General features: G+C 67.8%; 13 protein-coding genes and 2 pseudogenes. 7 read left to right on the top strand and 8 right to left on the bottom strand.

Annotation, left to right across the window (positions count from 1 at the left end; translation table 11 throughout):
* Window positions 1-3 precede the first annotated feature (3 nt).
* The 4 genes from argS to tsaB form a co-directional block, all read right to left on the bottom strand.
* Window positions 4-1,695: an arginine--tRNA ligase gene (gene argS / locus ACE3P9_RS03400; RefSeq protein ID WP_374491845.1), complete on the bottom strand. Its 1,692-nt coding sequence runs from the start codon at window positions 1,693-1,695 to the stop codon at window positions 4-6.
* 113 nt (window positions 1,696-1,808) lie between these two features.
* On the bottom strand, window positions 1,809-2,780 hold the full coding sequence (locus ACE3P9_RS03405) for a uracil-DNA glycosylase family protein (protein WP_374491846.1): 972 nt from the start codon (window positions 2,778-2,780) through the stop codon (window positions 1,809-1,811).
* 109 nt (window positions 2,781-2,889) lie between these two features.
* Entirely contained in the window at window positions 2,890-3,447 is a 558-nt protein-coding gene (gene rimI / locus ACE3P9_RS03410; RefSeq protein WP_374491847.1) for a ribosomal protein S18-alanine N-acetyltransferase, read from the bottom strand.
* Between the two features lie 4 nt (window positions 3,448-3,451).
* A complete protein-coding gene (gene tsaB, locus ACE3P9_RS03415) occupies window positions 3,452-4,207 on the bottom strand; it encodes a tRNA (adenosine(37)-N6)-threonylcarbamoyltransferase complex dimerization subunit type 1 TsaB (protein WP_374491941.1) in 756 nt (251 codons plus the stop codon).
* A 546-nt stretch (window positions 4,208-4,753) separates the two neighbouring features.
* Between tsaB and dacB the strand changes: the two genes are divergently transcribed.
* Both dacB and ACE3P9_RS03425 read left to right on the top strand, forming a co-directional pair.
* Entirely contained in the window at window positions 4,754-6,373 is a 1,620-nt protein-coding gene (gene dacB / locus ACE3P9_RS03420) for a D-alanyl-D-alanine carboxypeptidase/D-alanyl-D-alanine-endopeptidase (protein ID WP_374491848.1), read from the top strand.
* 232 nt (window positions 6,374-6,605) lie between these two features.
* Complete coding sequence (locus ACE3P9_RS03425) at window positions 6,606-7,250, top strand: MarC family protein (protein WP_374491849.1); 645 nt, start codon at window positions 6,606-6,608, stop codon at window positions 7,248-7,250.
* An 84-nt stretch (window positions 7,251-7,334) separates the two neighbouring features.
* Here ACE3P9_RS03425 and ACE3P9_RS03430 read toward each other — a convergent pair whose 3' ends face one another.
* From ACE3P9_RS03430 to purE, 3 genes are all read right to left on the bottom strand, one after another.
* Entirely contained in the window at window positions 7,335-8,369 is a 1,035-nt protein-coding gene (locus tag ACE3P9_RS03430) for an L-threonylcarbamoyladenylate synthase (RefSeq protein ID WP_374491850.1), read from the bottom strand.
* 143 nt (window positions 8,370-8,512) lie between these two features.
* Complete coding sequence (locus ACE3P9_RS03435) at window positions 8,513-9,724, bottom strand: 5-(carboxyamino)imidazole ribonucleotide synthase (protein WP_374491851.1); 1,212 nt, start codon at window positions 9,722-9,724, stop codon at window positions 8,513-8,515.
* Window positions 9,721-10,233, bottom strand: a complete 513-nt coding sequence (purE, locus tag ACE3P9_RS03440; protein WP_374491852.1) for a 5-(carboxyamino)imidazole ribonucleotide mutase — start codon at window positions 10,231-10,233, stop codon at window positions 9,721-9,723. The genes ACE3P9_RS03435 and purE overlap by 4 nt, the downstream gene beginning before the upstream one ends.
* A gap of 314 nt (window positions 10,234-10,547) precedes the next feature.
* On the opposite strand from purE, the gene trxA reads away from it, so the two are divergent.
* The 5 genes and pseudogenes from trxA to ACE3P9_RS03465 all read left to right on the top strand — a co-directional run.
* The gene (gene trxA, locus ACE3P9_RS03445) at window positions 10,548-11,447 is read left to right on the top strand and encodes a thioredoxin (protein ID WP_374491853.1); all 900 of its coding nucleotides are present in this window, start codon (window positions 10,548-10,550) and stop codon (window positions 11,445-11,447) included.
* A 543-nt stretch (window positions 11,448-11,990) separates the two neighbouring features.
* Window positions 11,991-12,542: an isochorismatase family protein gene (locus ACE3P9_RS03450; protein WP_374491854.1), complete on the top strand. Its 552-nt coding sequence runs from the start codon at window positions 11,991-11,993 to the stop codon at window positions 12,540-12,542.
* Window positions 12,539-13,150, top strand: a complete 612-nt coding sequence (locus ACE3P9_RS03455) for a DJ-1/PfpI family protein (protein WP_374491855.1) — start codon at window positions 12,539-12,541, stop codon at window positions 13,148-13,150. Before ACE3P9_RS03450 ends, ACE3P9_RS03455 begins: the two co-directional genes overlap by 4 nt.
* On the top strand, window positions 13,135-14,160 hold the full coding sequence (locus tag ACE3P9_RS03460) for a GlxA family transcriptional regulator (protein ID WP_374491856.1): 1,026 nt from the start codon (window positions 13,135-13,137) through the stop codon (window positions 14,158-14,160). The genes ACE3P9_RS03455 and ACE3P9_RS03460 overlap by 16 nt, the downstream gene beginning before the upstream one ends.
* 147 nt (window positions 14,161-14,307) lie before the next feature.
* Window positions 14,308-14,598: pseudogene (locus tag ACE3P9_RS03465) on the top strand (transposase); the annotation flags it as partial.
* 56 nt (window positions 14,599-14,654) lie between these two features.
* Here ACE3P9_RS03465 and ACE3P9_RS03470 read toward each other — a convergent pair.
* A pseudogene (locus tag ACE3P9_RS03470) lies at window positions 14,655-14,894 on the bottom strand (subtype I-F CRISPR-associated endonuclease Cas1); the annotation flags it as partial.
* Window positions 14,895-14,916: the final 22 nt, after the last annotated feature.

Raw genomic sequence — 14,916 nt, forward strand, 5'->3', positions numbered from 1 at the left:
GCCTCACATTTTGGCGGGTGCCGAAACACCCAGAAGGGCCAGGCCGTTGGCCAGCACCTGGCGGGCGGCCTCGACCAGCGCGAGACGTGCAAGCCGCGTGGGCTCGTCGTCCACGAGAATGCGCTCGGCATCATAGTAGCTGTGGTAGCTGGCGGCCAGTTCGCGGAGATAAAAGGTTACATCGTGCGGTGCAAAGTCCTGGGCCGCCGCGCGCAGCATGTCGGGGTACTGCGAGAGCTTGAGCAGCAAGGCCTGGGCTGCCGGGGTGTCGAGCGGAGCCAGGTCGGCCGCGCGCAGGCGGGCGGGGTCGCCACCCTGCTCCTGCCACTGGGCCAGCACGGAGCTGATGCGGGCGTGGGCGTACTGGACGTAGTACACCGGGTTCTCGTTGTTTTTCTGCACGGCGAGATCGACGTCGAAGGTGTATTCGGTGTCGGGCTTGCGCGAGAGCAGGAAGAAGCGCACGGCATCGGCGCTGGTCCATTCGATGAGGTCGCGCAGGGTGACGTAGCTGCCGGCACGCTTGCTGATCTTGACTTCCTCGCCGCCACGCACGACGCGCACCATGGTGTGCAGCACGTAGTCGGGGTAGCCCTCGGGGATGCCGACGCGGGCGGCCTGCAGGCCGGCGCGCACCCGGGCGATGGTGCCGTGGTGGTCGGTGCCCTGGATGTTGATGGCCTTGTGGAAGCCGCGCTCCCACTTGGCGATGTGGTAGGCCACGTCGGGCACGAAGTAGGTGTAGGTGCCGTCGGTCTTGCGCATGACCCGGTCCTTGTCGTCACCGAAGTCGGTGGTGCGCAGCCACAGGGCGCCATCCTGCTCGTAGGTGTAGCCGTTGTCGATGAGGCGCTGCACGGTGCGCTCCACGCGGCCGCTCGCGTACAGGCTGCTTTCGAGGTAGTAGTTGTCGAAGCGCAGGCGGAAGGCCTGGAGGTCCTTGTCCTGCTCGTTGCGCAGGTAGGCCACGGCGAACTGGCGGATGTTGTCGAGGTCTTCGGCGTCGCCGCTGGCGGTGAATTCACGGTCGTCGGCATGGACGGTGCGGCCGGCGAGGAAATCGTCCGCGATGTCCTGGATGTAGTCGCCGTTGTAGGCAGACTCGGGCCATGCGGCGTCACCGGGACGCAGGCCACGCGCGCGGCACTGCACCGAGCGTGCCAGGGTGGCGATCTGCACGCCGGCGTCGTTGTAGTAGAACTCGCGCGTGACGTCCTTGCCCTGCGTGGCGAGCAGGTGGCAGATGGCGTCGCCGAGTGCAGCCTGCCGGCCGTGGCCGACGTGCAGGGGCCCGGTGGGGTTGGCGCTCACGAATTCGACGAGCACGCGGTCCTCGGGCCGGCCGGTGGGCGCGAGGCAGCCGTAGGCGGTGCCGGCTTCGAGCACTTCGCGCACGACCTGCTGCTTGGCTTCGGGCCGCAGGCGGATGTTGAGAAAGCCGGGGCCGGCGATCTCGATCGCGGCCACCCAGCGCACATAGGCCGGCTGGGCGAGCAGTGCCTCACGCAGCTGTTCGCCCAGGGCGCGCGGATTCTGGCGCAGGGGCTTGGCAAGCTGCATGGCTGCGTTGGTGGCCCAATCGCCATGGGCCGCCTGCTTGGGGGATTCGAACGCGGCCTTGCTGCCGGCGCCGGGACTGAGTTTTTCCAGCTCGGCGGACAGGGCCGCGAGCAGTTCTTGTTTGACTTGGAGCATGGCCGCTATTTTAGGGGCCTGCGGTCCGGGGCCGGCAAGTGGGTGTGACCTGGGGACGACGGGGCCGCACTCCCTTTCGCCCCCGCGCATGCGATGCGAATGCCGCGCCCGGTTCAGGCGCTGCGCTGCACCGCATAGGCCAGGCACAGGTCCTGCCACGCCTGCGCCTTGGCCGAGGCATGGCGCATGAGGTGCGCCAGCGGGTAGCTGACGATGACCGGCAGCTCGGCAAGCCAGTCGGGCGCCGCCTCCTGCGTCGGCACGGCCACATGGTAGACCTGCCCCCGGAGCGTGCCCAGCGGCTCGGAGCGCCCCAGCAGCCCCTGCACAGCATGGCGCCCAAGGGCCACGACCACGGTGGGCTGCACCAGCAGGATCTCGCGGCGCAGGCAGCCCGCGCAGGAGGCGATTTCGTCGCCCGTGACGTTGCGCGCCGCCGGAACGGCGCACTTGGTGACATGGGTGCGGTAGACCTGCGCGGGGTCGAGCCGCAGGGCCGCGATCATGTGGTCGAGCAGCCGCCCGGGGTCGCCTGCGGCCGCGAGCCCGGCGGCATCTTCGGCTTCTCCGGGGGCGTCGAGCACGACCATCCAGCGGGCAGTTCCTGGCGCCGGGGGGGCAAGCAGCCCGGCGGCCCGCGCGTCCCACACGGCATGGTGCCGGCCGGTGTGCAGGGCACAGGCTTCGCAGTCGGCCACGGCCTGCTGCAGCCGTGCGGCATCGAGCGCCTCCCATGCAGGCCAGTGTCCGGTGGCCGGCCCTGCGGCAGAGGACGAAGCGGGAGGTGCCACGGCCGTGGCGCGTTCTGCAGGCTCCGGCTGGGACGGGGGCAGCGCAGGAGCCACCGACTGGGCGGACGGGCGCGCTGCGGCATCCGCTGCGGGAGAGTAGGCCGTCGCCGGCGCAGGCATCGGCCGGACGGTGGACGGCACCACGGGCTGTGCAGGCGCTTGGGCAGGCACCGTGCGGGCAGTGGCAGCCTCCGCCTGCCGCGTGACGGAGGGGGGCTCGGGCAGGGGCTGCCACACCCGGATGCCCATTTCGGCCAGCATGGCGCGCTGGCGGGCGTCGAGAAGCAGGCTCATGGACAACACAGGCGCCACGGACGACGCGCGGAGGAACGGGAAAACGGCATGATGGGGCTATTGTCGCGCAAAGGCCATGCGCCCTGCCCCGCCAGGCAAGGGGCTGTGCTCAGCAGCCGTCGAGCGAGGAGTCGGAGGGCGCGTCGAGCATGCAGCACATGACGATGGCATCCTCGCGCCCGCCGCCGACGGCGGGGTAATAGTTCTTGCGCCTCCCCACGGCCCGGAAGCCGAACCGCTCGTACACGCGGTGGGCGTGGGGATTGCTGGTGCGCACTTCCAGCCAGACCTGGCGGGCCTGGTGCCACAGGGCCCAGTAGCAGAGCTGCCGCAGCAGAAAGACCGACCAGCCCTGCCCCTGATAGTCGGGATGCACGGCGATGTTGAGCAGATGTGCCTCCTGCACGCCCTGCATGACCACGAAGTAGCCGATCAGGGAAGGCGGTGCATCCGGCAGGCGCTCGTCCCAGAGCAGCTGGATCGCGTACTGCGCCGGATGGGCCAGGATGTCGGCAAAGTTGAGCCGCGTCCACGGAATCGGGTAGGCGCGCTGCTCGACGTCCATGATGGCATCCAGATCGGCAAACGCGGCATGCACCACGCGCACCCCCGGCACTCCGGCCAGCTCCGGTGCCACGGGAGGCACGGTGGTGGTGTGGTGGAACATGGGATCAGTGCTCCGCCGCCGCTGCGCGGGCGGCCTCGCGCTCGGCGGTGGTCTGGGCCACCTTGTCACGCACATAGCGGGGCAGGGCCAGCGCCGCATCGACGGCTGCCGACTGCACGAGCAGGGCAGGCGCGAGCCGCAGCATGGCCTCGGCCGTGGGCATGGCAGGCATGACCGACACGGGCAGACGCGGGCCATAGACGGCCGCGACATTGCCCACACAGGGCACGCCGGGCTGCCAGCCCGGCAGGGCGGACAGATCCTCGGGGTGCACCAGAAGGGCATCGGCCGCGCAGCTCCAGGCCGGCAGTCCCTGCGCGTCGGGCTGCCAGCGCCAGCGGGCGGCGTACATCTCGTCCATGCGGGCATCGAGCAGGCTCCACACCTCCAGCCCCGCCGTGGGCACGGGCGTCTGCCGCACGCGCCAGTCCTCGGCCACGGCCAGCAGCGTATCGACCGGCAGCACCGGCAGATGCGCCCCCAGCGCCAGCCCCTGCGCCACCGAGCAGGCGGTGCGCAGGCCGGTGAAAGAGCCCGGACCGGCGCCGAACGCCACGGCATCGAGCTCGCGCAGGGTGCAACCTGCCTCGCCCAGCAGCCGCAGCAGCGACGGCAGGAGTGTGGAGGAAGAATGGGCCGCGCCCGGCCCCTCGAAGGCCCAGGTCCGGGGCGCTTCTCCCCGGGCGGCCGCACCAGCGGGCCAGCGCCCCACGGCGATCGAGAGGCGATCGGTACTGGTGTCGAGCGCGAGCAGGCTCAGGGGTGCCTCGGTCGACCACTTCCGCAGCGAAAGCGGGGTGCCCGGTTCCACGTCGGGCAGGGAAGGAAGGGCTTCGTACATGGAGCGCATTGTTCCACAACTCCCTGCCCGGAGGCCGCTCGGGCACAGGCGCACCACTCTATGCAGTGCAGTGTCTGGCCGGCTGGCTCCTGTGCGGGCCGGGCGCCCCATGGCTGCAGCACACCGGCACGCCCGCTCTGGCCGGTCTGCAGCTACGGCGCACCTGGCGCCGAAATGTACCTCCCGTCACACATCCTCCCCCTGGTTGGCAGTAGACTCCGAGCGCCCGCGCACGGGCGCAGTCCACGCAGTCCAGAGCACAGGCAACGGCCCCCGTTTCCGCGTGTCCTGCGGACACTCTGCGGGGCTCCCGGTGCGCGAGGCACGGTGCCACCCGACCCCCGGCCGGATGGTGTGCTCCGGATTGCTGCTGGCGCGCCCTGTCCCGACATGTTTTTCCCCATCCCTTCCGTCGCGGAGGTGATGGAGACATGTCTCGCGCGCAGCCGTTTGCCCCTGATTCTCATGCAGTTTTTCTCTCCCTTGCGATGCCGTCCGAGCCTGGTGGCCGGTGCGGTCGCTGCCCTGCTGACCCTGTCCGCCTGCCATCGGGCCGAGACGCCCGATGCCCCGGCCTCTGCCGCCGACCCCGAAGCCGCTGCCGACGGCTCCACCCTCACCCGCCATTACGAGGAAGCCCGCACGCCCGCACTGGCCGCCCAGGCCGCGGCCACGAGCATCCCTTCGGGCGTGCTCGACCTGCTCACGCAGGCCAAGATTCCGCTCGACGATGTGTCCCTGCTCGTGGTGCCGGCCGACGGAGGCGCCCCGCTGGTCAACCATGCGAGCAGCGTGCCGCGCAACCCGGCCTCGGTCATGAAGCTGGTGACCACGGCAGCCGCGCTCGACGTGCTCGGCCCCACCTACACCTGGAAGACGCCCGTGTGGGCGGGCGGCCCGGTGCAGAACGGGGTGCTGCACGGCAATCTGTACGTCAAGGGCTCCGGCGATCCGCTGCTGGTCATGGAACGGCTGTGGATGCTCATGCGCAATGTGCGGCAGGCCGGCATCGAGACCATCGACGGCGATCTGGTGCTGGACAACACGGCCTTCGAGGTGCCGCAGCAGGACCCTGGCAGCTTCGACGGCAAGCCCTTCAGCCCCTACAACGCACGCCCCGATGCGCTGCTGGTGAACTTCAAGTCGGCGGTGCTGAACTTCACGCCCGATCCGGCCCAGCAGGTGGCCCATGTGAGCATCGATCCGCCGCTGCAGGGCGTATCGGTGCCCGCCACGGTGCCGCTCACGCACGGTGCCTGCGCAAACACCTGGCAATCCGGGCTGGGCGCACGGCTGTCGGACCCGCACGCCATCACCTTCTCGGGCCATTACGCCGACGGCTGCGGCCACCAGATCTGGGCCTTTGCCTACCCCGCGCCCAACGAGTTCGCGGCGCGTGCAGTAGCTGGCATGTGGACCTCGCTCGGCGGCCGCATCCAGGGCCAGGTGCGCTATGACAAGGTTCCCGCCGACATCGTGCGCAAGGCGCCACTGGCGGAGTCTGTCTCTCCCACGGTGCCGGAGGTGATCCGCTCGCTCAACAAGCACAGCAACAACGTGATGGCCCAGCAGGTGTTCCTGAGCATGGGCTTGCGCCGCGCCGGCGTGGGCAACATGTCCACCTCGACCGCCGCCGTGCAGGACTGGTGGCGCGGCATGCTGGGAGCCACCCCCATGCCCGATGTGGACAACGGCGCGGGGCTCTCGCGCAGCGCCCGCATCAGCGCCTCCTCGCTCGGCGCCATGCTGCAGGCCGTCTGGCGCTCGCCGAACATGCCGGAATTCATGGAGTCGCTGCCCATCATCGGCGTGGACGGCACGCTGCGCCGCAGCCGCATTGCCGACCGGGGCGCCGCCCACCTCAAGACAGGCACCCTGCGCGATGCCTCCGCGCTGGCCGGCTACGTGCTTGCCAAGGACGGCCGCCGCTACGTGTTCGTCGCCATCGCCAACGGCGGACGCGCCCTGCTGGCACGCCCCGCCTTCGAGGCGCTGGTGGACTGGACCGTGCACCGGCCGGCCACCGCCACGGCCGGAGCTCCTGCCGTGACCGCCACCCCGGCCGTGGCCGCCAGCGCACCCTGAACCGCCCCTCTGCACCGCCGCAGAAAGGCAGGGTGTCTCTCGCCCGCAATCCCCCGCAGGGATTTGCGGGACAGGCTCCCGGGCCAAGGCGGTTTCACGTTACGATGGGGCCATTCAGACCGATCGGGCCACGCGCAAGCGCGATGCATGGGGGGGTTTCCCCCTGTGCGCCGCTGCCTTCCGCCCATGTCCTGCGGTCTGCCCACAGCCCCTGTCGCATTTCCCTCCGACTGTGTCCACTTCCCTGCAGCTCCTCAGCCTCAAGCCGCTCATCACGCTGCTGGCGATCGTCAACCCGCTCGCCATCCTGCCGTTCTACATCTCGTACACGCAGGACTTCAACGCCTCGCAGCGGCTGCGCACCATCCGGGCCACCACCCTGACGGTGTTCGTGGTGCTGACCTCCTGCGCGCTGCTGGGGCTGGAGATTCTGGGCTTCTTCAACATCTCGCTGGCCAGCTTCCAGGTGGGGGGCGGCATGCTGCTGCTCATCAGCGCCCTGCAGATGATCAACGCCCAGCCCGCCGAGGCCCGCACCAACGCCGAGGAAACCACCTACGCGGCCCGGCAGGCCAGCATCGGGGTGGTGCCTCTGGGCATTCCGCTGCTCACAGGCCCGGCCACCATGTCCACCATGGTGATTTTTGCCAACCGCAGCAAGAACTGGCTGCAGATGGTGCAGCTCATCGGCTACGCCGTGCTGGTGGCGCTGGCCGTGTACGTGAGCTTCCTGCTGGCGCCGCGCATTGCCCGCGCCATGGGACAAACAGGCATCAACGTGATGACACGCCTCATGGGCCTGATTCTGGCCGCCATGGGCGTGGAAGTCATGGCAGACGGACTGCGGCAGATTTTTCCGGCGCTCGGCGGCAGCTGATTCAACGCCGACACACCGGCGCACCCGTGGCCCCGGCGTCCGGTTCGAGCCCGGCGCCTCCTGCCCCCCTGAGCGCAGAATCCCTTACGCGGCCGCGCGGCGCAGCCGGTCGGCCACGCCGGCCCACTCGGCCGTGGGCGGCACGGCCTCGATCCAGATCAGCCCCACTCCCAGCGCATCGAGCGCACGCAGCTCGGCAAACAGCGCGTGGGCAGCGGCGGCGGCATCGGCCGGCATGGCATGCAGATGCACCTGCCGCGCGGTGGTGCGCAGCGGCGTCCGGTTCCAGATGCCGATGGCAGGCGCCTCGTCGCCCAGCAGGTCGAGCGCAGCCTGCATGTCGGCGGCCCCCATGAGCCGCACCCGTGCCCTGGGCGCATAGTGCGACACGAGCGTCCCGGAAGCCTGGGGAGCAGCCCCCTGTGCCGCCTCGGGCAGCAGCACACGCACCTGCAGGCGCCGGAACACATCGTCTGGCGTGATGGCACCGGGGCGCAGCAGCACCGGCTGGCCCCGCGTGCAGTCGATGATGGTGGACTCGATGCCCACCTGACACGCCCCGCCATCGAGCACCGGCAGGGCATCGCCAAACTCGGCCAGCACATGCTGCGCCGTGGTGGGGCTCACCCGCCCGAAGGGGTTGGCACTCGGCGCCGCCACCCCAGGCACCCCCCGTGCCGCTGCCGCGCGCAGCACGGCCTGCGCCACCGGATGCGAGGGGCAGCGCAGCCCCACGCTCGGATGGTGCCCCGCCGCAGCAGTGGCCACGCCTTCGCGCCGGGGCACGATGACGGTCAGCGGCCCCGGCCAGAAGGCCCGCATCAGGCTCGCGGCATGGTCGGGCAGGGTGTCGAGAAAATCGGGAGCCGCGAACGGCCGGGCCGCATCCACCGGATCGTCCGTGGCGGCCACATGCACGATGAGCGGATGCCCCGTGGGCCGCCCCTTGGCCGCAAAGATCTGTGCCACGGCGGCATCGTCGTCGGCGCGGGCAGCCAGCCCGTACACGGTTTCGGTCGGCAGCCCGAGCAGCCCGCCATCGGCCAGAATCTGCGCCGCCCGGGCAATGGCCACCTCGCGGTCGGCAGCAGAAGCGGAAGAAGTGGCATCGAGCAGCATGGGCATTCCAGAAACGGACAGAAGAAAAATCGAGAAGGGTCACCGGCCCCGCCGGAAAGATCCGGCCAAGGCCCCGGAGCGGAAGACAGGAGCACCCCTGCCCCGCCCCCGGCTCCAGTCGTGGCTCGCGTCCAGGTGCCGGCTCAGTCCTCGGCCACGGGCAGCGGCAGGAAGGGCAGACCCAGCATCTCGGCCACCTGGGCCGCCTGGCGCTGCACCTCGTGCGGGGTGGCTGCGGTAAGGGTGATGTGGCCCATCTTGCGCCCGCGCTTGACCGTGCGCTTGCCGTACAGATGCAGATGCACCCCCGGCAGTGCCTGAATGCGGGCCCAGTCCGGCGTGCGCCACTGCCCGTCCGTGCCGATCCAGGCATCGCCGAGCAGGTTGAGCATGATGGCCGGGCTGTGGTGACGCGGCGCCACCAGCGGCAGGCCCATGGTGGTGCGCACCTGCAGATCGAACTGGCTGTGCTCGCACGCATCGATGGTGTAGTGCCCGCTGTTGTGCGGACGCGGCGCCATCTCGTTGACCACCCAGGAGCCGTCCTCCAGCACGAAATACTCCACGCACAGCACGCCTACGTAATGCAGCCCCTCGGCAATGCGCCGCGTGGCCTGCACCAGCTCGTCGGCCAGATGGGCCGGCACGGCGCCCCGGAAGGCATAGGTCGTGGCCAGAATGCCGTTGCGGTGGGCATTGCGCTGCGGCGCAAAATGCACCATGGCCCCATCGGCCCCCCGCGCCACCACCACCGAGCACTCCAGCGCCAGCGCCAGCCGGCGCTCCAGCACGCACTCGACCTGGCCCATGGCTTGCCATGCTGCCCGCAGTTCGGCGGGGGTGGACACCACGGCCTGCCCCTTGCCGTCATAGCCCATGCGCGCCGTCTTGAGAATGCCGGGCAGCAGATCTGCCGCCGCCGCACGCTCCAGATCGGCAGGCGTGGTGATGGTGCGGTACGGGGCACAGGGCACCCCGCAGTGGGTGAAGTGCGCCTTCTCGCGCGAGCGGTCCTGCGCAATGGCCACCGCCTCGGCGGGCGGCGACACCGGCCGGCGCTGCGCCAGATAGGCCAGCGCCGCCGCCGGCACGTTCTCGAATTCGGTCGTGATGCCGTCACACTGGGCGGCCAGCGCATCCCAGCCTGCAGGGTCGTCGTAGGCGGACACCACCTGTGCCTGGCTCACCTGCCCGGCCGGCCCATCGGCCGCCGGATCGAGCACCACCGTCGAAAAGCCCATGCTCTGCGCCGCATGCACCAGCATGCGCCCGAGCTGCCCTCCGCCGAGCACCCCCAGCGTGGCCCGGACTCCCGTCACCGTCGCGCCGGCATCGGCTGTGCGTTCCGTGGTCATTGGGCGGCCCCCTCGGAGCCGGACACCGGCAGTTCCATGGCACGGGCCACCTCGGTCTGACGCGCCCTGAATTCCTGCAGCCGGCGGCGCAGATCCGGATCATGGACCGCCAGCATGGCCACCGCGAACAGCGCGGCATTGGCTGCACCCGCCGCCCCGATGGCAAAGGTCGCCACCGGCACGCCCTTGGGCATCTGCACGATGCTGTGCAGCGAATCCACACCCTGCAGGTGGCGGCTCGCCACCGGCACGCCCAGCACCGGCACCACCGTCTTGGCAGCCACCATGCCCGGCAGGTGCGCCGCGCCCCCCGCCCCGGCTATGATCGCCTGCAGACCGCGGTCCGCCGCGCTCTCGGCATAGGCGAACATGTCGTCTGGCATGCGATGGGCCGACACCACGCGCGCCTCGAACGCCACGCCAAACTCCTGCAGCACCGCCACCGCGTGCTGCATGGTGTCCCAATCGGAACTCGACCCCATGATGACGCCGACCTGCACCTCTGCCATAGCTGACTCCCCTTCCATGCTTGCGTGACCTGCGGCAGACACTGGCTCCCCGCTTGCGCGGAGCACCCCGGCCGGGCTGCGCCACACACCCCGCACCACCCCTGTCTGCCTTGAAAAAATTGCCGCACGGCCCCATGTCGAAAGGAGTCTCTCCTCTCCGGGCCATACGGTCTGCTATTGTAAGAGCCTGCCTGTGCCCCTGATGGCCGCATGCCCGGCATGGCAGGGCCTGCCCACAGCCCCGTTCACCCCCGTCGAACCCCGTTTCCGGCTTCTGACGCCGCCCTTTTTCTCTCCCCCTTCTTGCGCACATCATGATCGACATCACCGCCGACAACTTCGAAACCGACGTCCTCCAGGCCTCCGTCACCACCCCGGTTCTGGTCGACTTCTGGGCCCCCTGGTGCGGCCCCTGCAAGTCCCTCGGCCCCGTGCTCGAAAAACTCGAAACCGCATACGCCGGCCGCTTCATCCTGGCCAAAATCAACTCCGACGAACAGCAGCAGATTGCCGGCATGTTCGGCGTGCGCAGCATCCCCACCTGCGTCCTCATGGTCGGAGGCCAGCCTGTCGACGGCTTCATGGGCGCCCTGCCCGAAGGCCAGGTCCGTGAGTTCCTCGACAAGCACCTGCCCCAGCCCGAAGCCCTCGCCGCCGAGGCCGATGAAGCCGCCGCCCAGGACGCCCTCGCCAGCGGCGACACCACCTCGGCCCTCGAACAGCTCCAGCATGCCGTCGCCACCGACCCCGCCAACGACGACGCCCGCTTCGACTACGTCAAGCTCCTGCTGCAGGAAGGCCGGATCGACGACGCCAAGGTCGCCTTCGCCCCCGTCATCGCCAAAACCAGCGCCGTGCGCCGCCTCGACAGCCTGCAGCGCTGGATGGACGCCATCGACGCCCAGCACCCCGTGCCCGCCGACATGGCCGCACTCGATGCCGCCATCGCCGCCAACCGCCGCGACTTCGACGCCCGCTACGCCCGCGCCCAGGCCCTCATGGCCGCCCAGCGCTGGACCGACGCCCTCGACGAACTCCTCGACATCCTCATGCGCGACAAGCACTGGAACGAAGACCTCGCCCGCAAGACCTACATCGCCATCCTCGACATCATGGAGCCCCCCAAGCCCGCCGTCGCCGAAGGACAAATCCCCCCCGAAGACCCCACCATGGCCAGCTACCGCCGCCGCCTCAGCAGCGTGGTCCTGAGCTGATCCAGCCCCGGCTCCTGCCCTCCCCCCTCGCACACTCCCAAGGCCGGTTTCTCCGGCCTTTTGCATGCCTGACCTCTTTTCCCTGCCCTCCCGAAAATCTCCGCACAGCGAAGCCCCAGCAACAGGATCTTGGAACAGGCTGCGGCGTTCCTATGAGCTGCTATGCGGCAGATAACTCCATCCCTTCAAATGTGATGAAGTGCGCAGCATCCCTTCTGGGAATGAATTCCTGTTCCAAATCAGCATCCGCCCCTTAAAAGGGCATTCAGATTGCAATATCCACCGTCGGCAATGCAACGGGAACTGTCGGGGTGCCATCAAGCGGAGGCCCTGCGCTCACTGCCATATAACGGCCGTTGGGCACGCCCACCGATGTGTGCGCATGCAGTTGCCATACGAAATACTGCGGCCAGAATCATCTGCGACCCAGCCGGCACGACATGTCCGAAATGGATCGATATCTGACCATCCCCGCATGGTGCAAGCGGCCGACCTTGACCACAATTCAGGCTTGCCTGTTCAATTGTGGAGAAGGAAGCCGCTATGCACACCTGTCTTTTGGTGATCGACGCCCAAGAATCGTTCCGCCATCGCCCCTATTGGAACGCAGCCCTGGCCGCCTCCTATCTGACTGAACAAAACACCTTGATTAAGGAGGCCGTGGCACGCAACATCCCCATAGTGCGCATCCTGCACAGTGACGGCCCTGAAGTGCTCGATAACCCTTTTGCCATGACTTCCGGCTTGGTGCGCCCCCTGGAGGGGCTGCAAGATTTTGCTGCAGCCGCTGCCTTTATCAAACATCGCCACAGTGCCCTCGTCGATACCGGTCTGACCGAGTGGCTGACCGAGAACCATATGCACCGTCTGATCATCAGCGGCATCCGCACGGAACAATGCTGCGAGACCACCGCCCGTCACGCCTCCGACCTAGGTTGGACCGTTGACTATGTGCTCGATGCCACCCTTACCTTCGACATGATTCAGCCCGACGGAAAGCCGCTGTGCGCGGCCGATATCAAGATGCGTACCGCCACCGTGCTCGAAGGGCGTTTTGCCAGGATATGTAGCGTGGCACAGGCCTTGTCCGCATGAAAACCTTGCGCTTCACCCTGCTGGCCTTTGATGGCATGGAGGCCCTGGACTTCGCAGGGCCGTACGAGGTGTTCACCACCGCAAGCCGTGTGTACCAGAAAATGCATCCCCACTCTGACGCTTGGTGTTCAGTGCACACTGTGGCTGCCTCGCCAGGTCCGGTCGCCACACGCGCCGGGCTGAAAATCCTGCCAGATGCCAGTATGGACACCACCAGCCACGCTGCGGATGAGGTACTGCTCATTCCAGGAGGCATCATCGACGGCCCATTGCATGACCCGAAGTCCCTGCTATGGATCAGAATCCGGGCGCGCACAGCTGGCGTCACTGCATCGGTATGCACTGGTGCCTTCCTGCTGGCGGCCAGTGGTGTGATCCGAACCGAACGTGTCACCACGCACTGGGAAGATGCAGATGATCTCCAGCGACAGTTTCCAGAACTCAAGGTGGAAACCAATGTGCGTTGGATCGATGAAGGCAGGGTTGTCACATCAGCAGGCATCAGTGCGGGTATCGACATGTGCCTGCACCTCGTGTCTCGCTTGGGTGGTGCCCTTTTGGCTGAGCGCACTGCACACCAGATGGATTTCAAATGGACACACAGCTGACATCCAAGTCTGCACCCTGCGCCTGGGACGTCCTGTTCCTGCTGCTGCCCAACAGCCTGATTCTCGATTGGGCAGGCCCGGCCGAAGCTTTGCGCATCGCCAATGCAGCCATGGTGCAGCGGGGCAGGCCAGCCCCTTTCCGCATGCGCTTTGTGAGTCCACGCCCGCAGACCGTCAGCTCAGTCGGCGCCACGATTGCGGGACTGGAACCGCTGCCATCCTCGTTCACACATCCAAGCTGGGTCATTGTGCTGGGCCAGCCTGGAAATCACCTGCGCGTAGATGATTCGATCAGCCAAGAGGCCCTGCATTGGCTGGCACGCTTACAGCCCCAAACGGACGAACTGGAATTGCTGACAATCTGCGCCGGCGCCGTTCTTGCCGCCCATGCCGGGCTGCTGCACGGCCGCCGTGCCACCACGCACCATCAGCATCTGGATGAATTGCAGACCACTGCGCCGGACTGCCATGTGGTGGGCAACCGCGTGTTTGTGGAAGATGGCCCGGTGTTCAGCAGCGCGGGCGTGACCACGGGTATTGATCTGATCCTGCACCGCATCAGTATGGTGTGCGGCCCTGCCATTGCGGCGCAGGTGGCACAAACTCTGGTGCTGGCGCTGCGGCGCGGCCCGCATGATCCAGAACTCTCCCCCTTTCTGGCACACCGCAACCACCTTCACCCCGCTGTGCATCGGGTGCAGGATGCCATTGGTCAAACACCGACCCACGCCTGGAACCTGGATGCCATGGCGGCGGTGGCCCACACCTCGCCCCGACACCTGGCACGCCTGTTCGCAGAACACGCCCAAATCGCGCCGCTGGCTTATCTGCGGCAGATACGGCTCGCCGTGGCCCAGAGCGCCCTGAGCAGCGGCCGCAGCGTAACGCAGGCAGCCGACATGGCCGGTTTCGGATCGGACACCCAGTTGCGTCGGGCTTGGAAGCAGTTCCAATTGCCTGGCACACCATCGCATCACCTCGCCACCCACACAGCACTCGGTACCTCCTGAGCTATCAGGGTCGTGTCACACGACAGGCATGACGAATACACATCAACCGGGCTGCAACCGCATGATCGGCATCTGGTGCCAACAAGGGGCACTCAGCAGGCAAGGAATCGTCGTGTCGAGCGACATTGCCAAGAAATATCGTTTGAGATGCGTGAAGTCCTGCTTTCCATACGGCGAACCCTATACGGAAACTTTCTCGGTGAGATGGAGCGCGTAGTGCCTTGGTCGGAATTGGTGGCGGTGGTGTCACCCCGCCTGCCAAGGCGATGCCGTGCATCCACTTCATGCAGCAATGGTCGACTTGTCGGCCTCAGTAATGGCCGACGCCTTGCACGAGGCGCCGCTGTCTCATGAGTTCGCAGGACTGGAAACAAACGACTCCCAGATGAGTCGACCATCCTGAAGTTTCACCATGTGTTGGAGCGGCACAAGCTGGCCTGGCCGATCCCGCTTGCACGGGTTCATTCAACGCGATTTTTTGCCACCGGATCGGCAAGGGTGTGCCGCTTGGCCAGCTCGCGAACGGCTGCCTGCGTGATGGAAGTCCCCGTTCCCAACAGCACCGTGGTGGTATTGGCAATGGGAATGTTCCAGTACAGCGAGCGGTCTCCGTCCTCGGTGACGTATTCGACCCGCCCGCCCTTCACCAGCACGCGGCAATGCTCCAGGTAATAGAGACTGGCCCGCTTGGAGTGCAGGATGGTCTTGAGATCACCGGGGGTGAAAGCCTCCATGCCGGCTCCTGCTGCAGCGTTG

This window comes from Allobrachymonas sp. (assembly GCF_041912815.1).
Lineage (GTDB): Bacteria > Pseudomonadota > Gammaproteobacteria > Burkholderiales > Burkholderiaceae_C > Brachymonas.

Excerpts from the sequence above, each read along its gene's own strand:
- argS (WP_374491845.1), bottom strand. The coding sequence starts at position 1,695 with ATGCTCCAAGTCAAACAAGAACTGCTCGCGGCCCTGTCCGCCGAGCTG.
- ACE3P9_RS03405 (WP_374491846.1), bottom strand. The coding sequence starts at position 2,780 with ATGAGCCTGCTTCTCGACGCCCGCCAGCGCGCCATGCTGGCCGAAATG.
- rimI (WP_374491847.1), bottom strand. The coding sequence starts at position 3,447 with ATGTTCCACCACACCACCACCGTGCCTCCCGTGGCACCGGAGCTGGCC.
- dacB (WP_374491848.1), top strand. The coding sequence starts at position 4,754 with ATGCAGTTTTTCTCTCCCTTGCGATGCCGTCCGAGCCTGGTGGCCGGT.
- ACE3P9_RS03430 (WP_374491850.1), bottom strand. The coding sequence starts at position 8,369 with ATGCTGCTCGATGCCACTTCTTCCGCTTCTGCTGCCGACCGCGAGGTG.
- ACE3P9_RS03435 (WP_374491851.1), bottom strand. The coding sequence starts at position 9,724 with ATGACCACGGAACGCACAGCCGATGCCGGCGCGACGGTGACGGGAGTC.
- purE (WP_374491852.1), bottom strand. The coding sequence starts at position 10,233 with ATGGCAGAGGTGCAGGTCGGCGTCATCATGGGGTCGAGTTCCGATTGG.
- trxA (WP_374491853.1), top strand. The coding sequence starts at position 10,548 with ATGATCGACATCACCGCCGACAACTTCGAAACCGACGTCCTCCAGGCC.
- ACE3P9_RS03450 (WP_374491854.1), top strand. The coding sequence starts at position 11,991 with ATGCACACCTGTCTTTTGGTGATCGACGCCCAAGAATCGTTCCGCCAT.
- ACE3P9_RS03455 (WP_374491855.1), top strand. The coding sequence starts at position 12,539 with ATGAAAACCTTGCGCTTCACCCTGCTGGCCTTTGATGGCATGGAGGCC.
- ACE3P9_RS03460 (WP_374491856.1), top strand. The coding sequence starts at position 13,135 with ATGGACACACAGCTGACATCCAAGTCTGCACCCTGCGCCTGGGACGTC.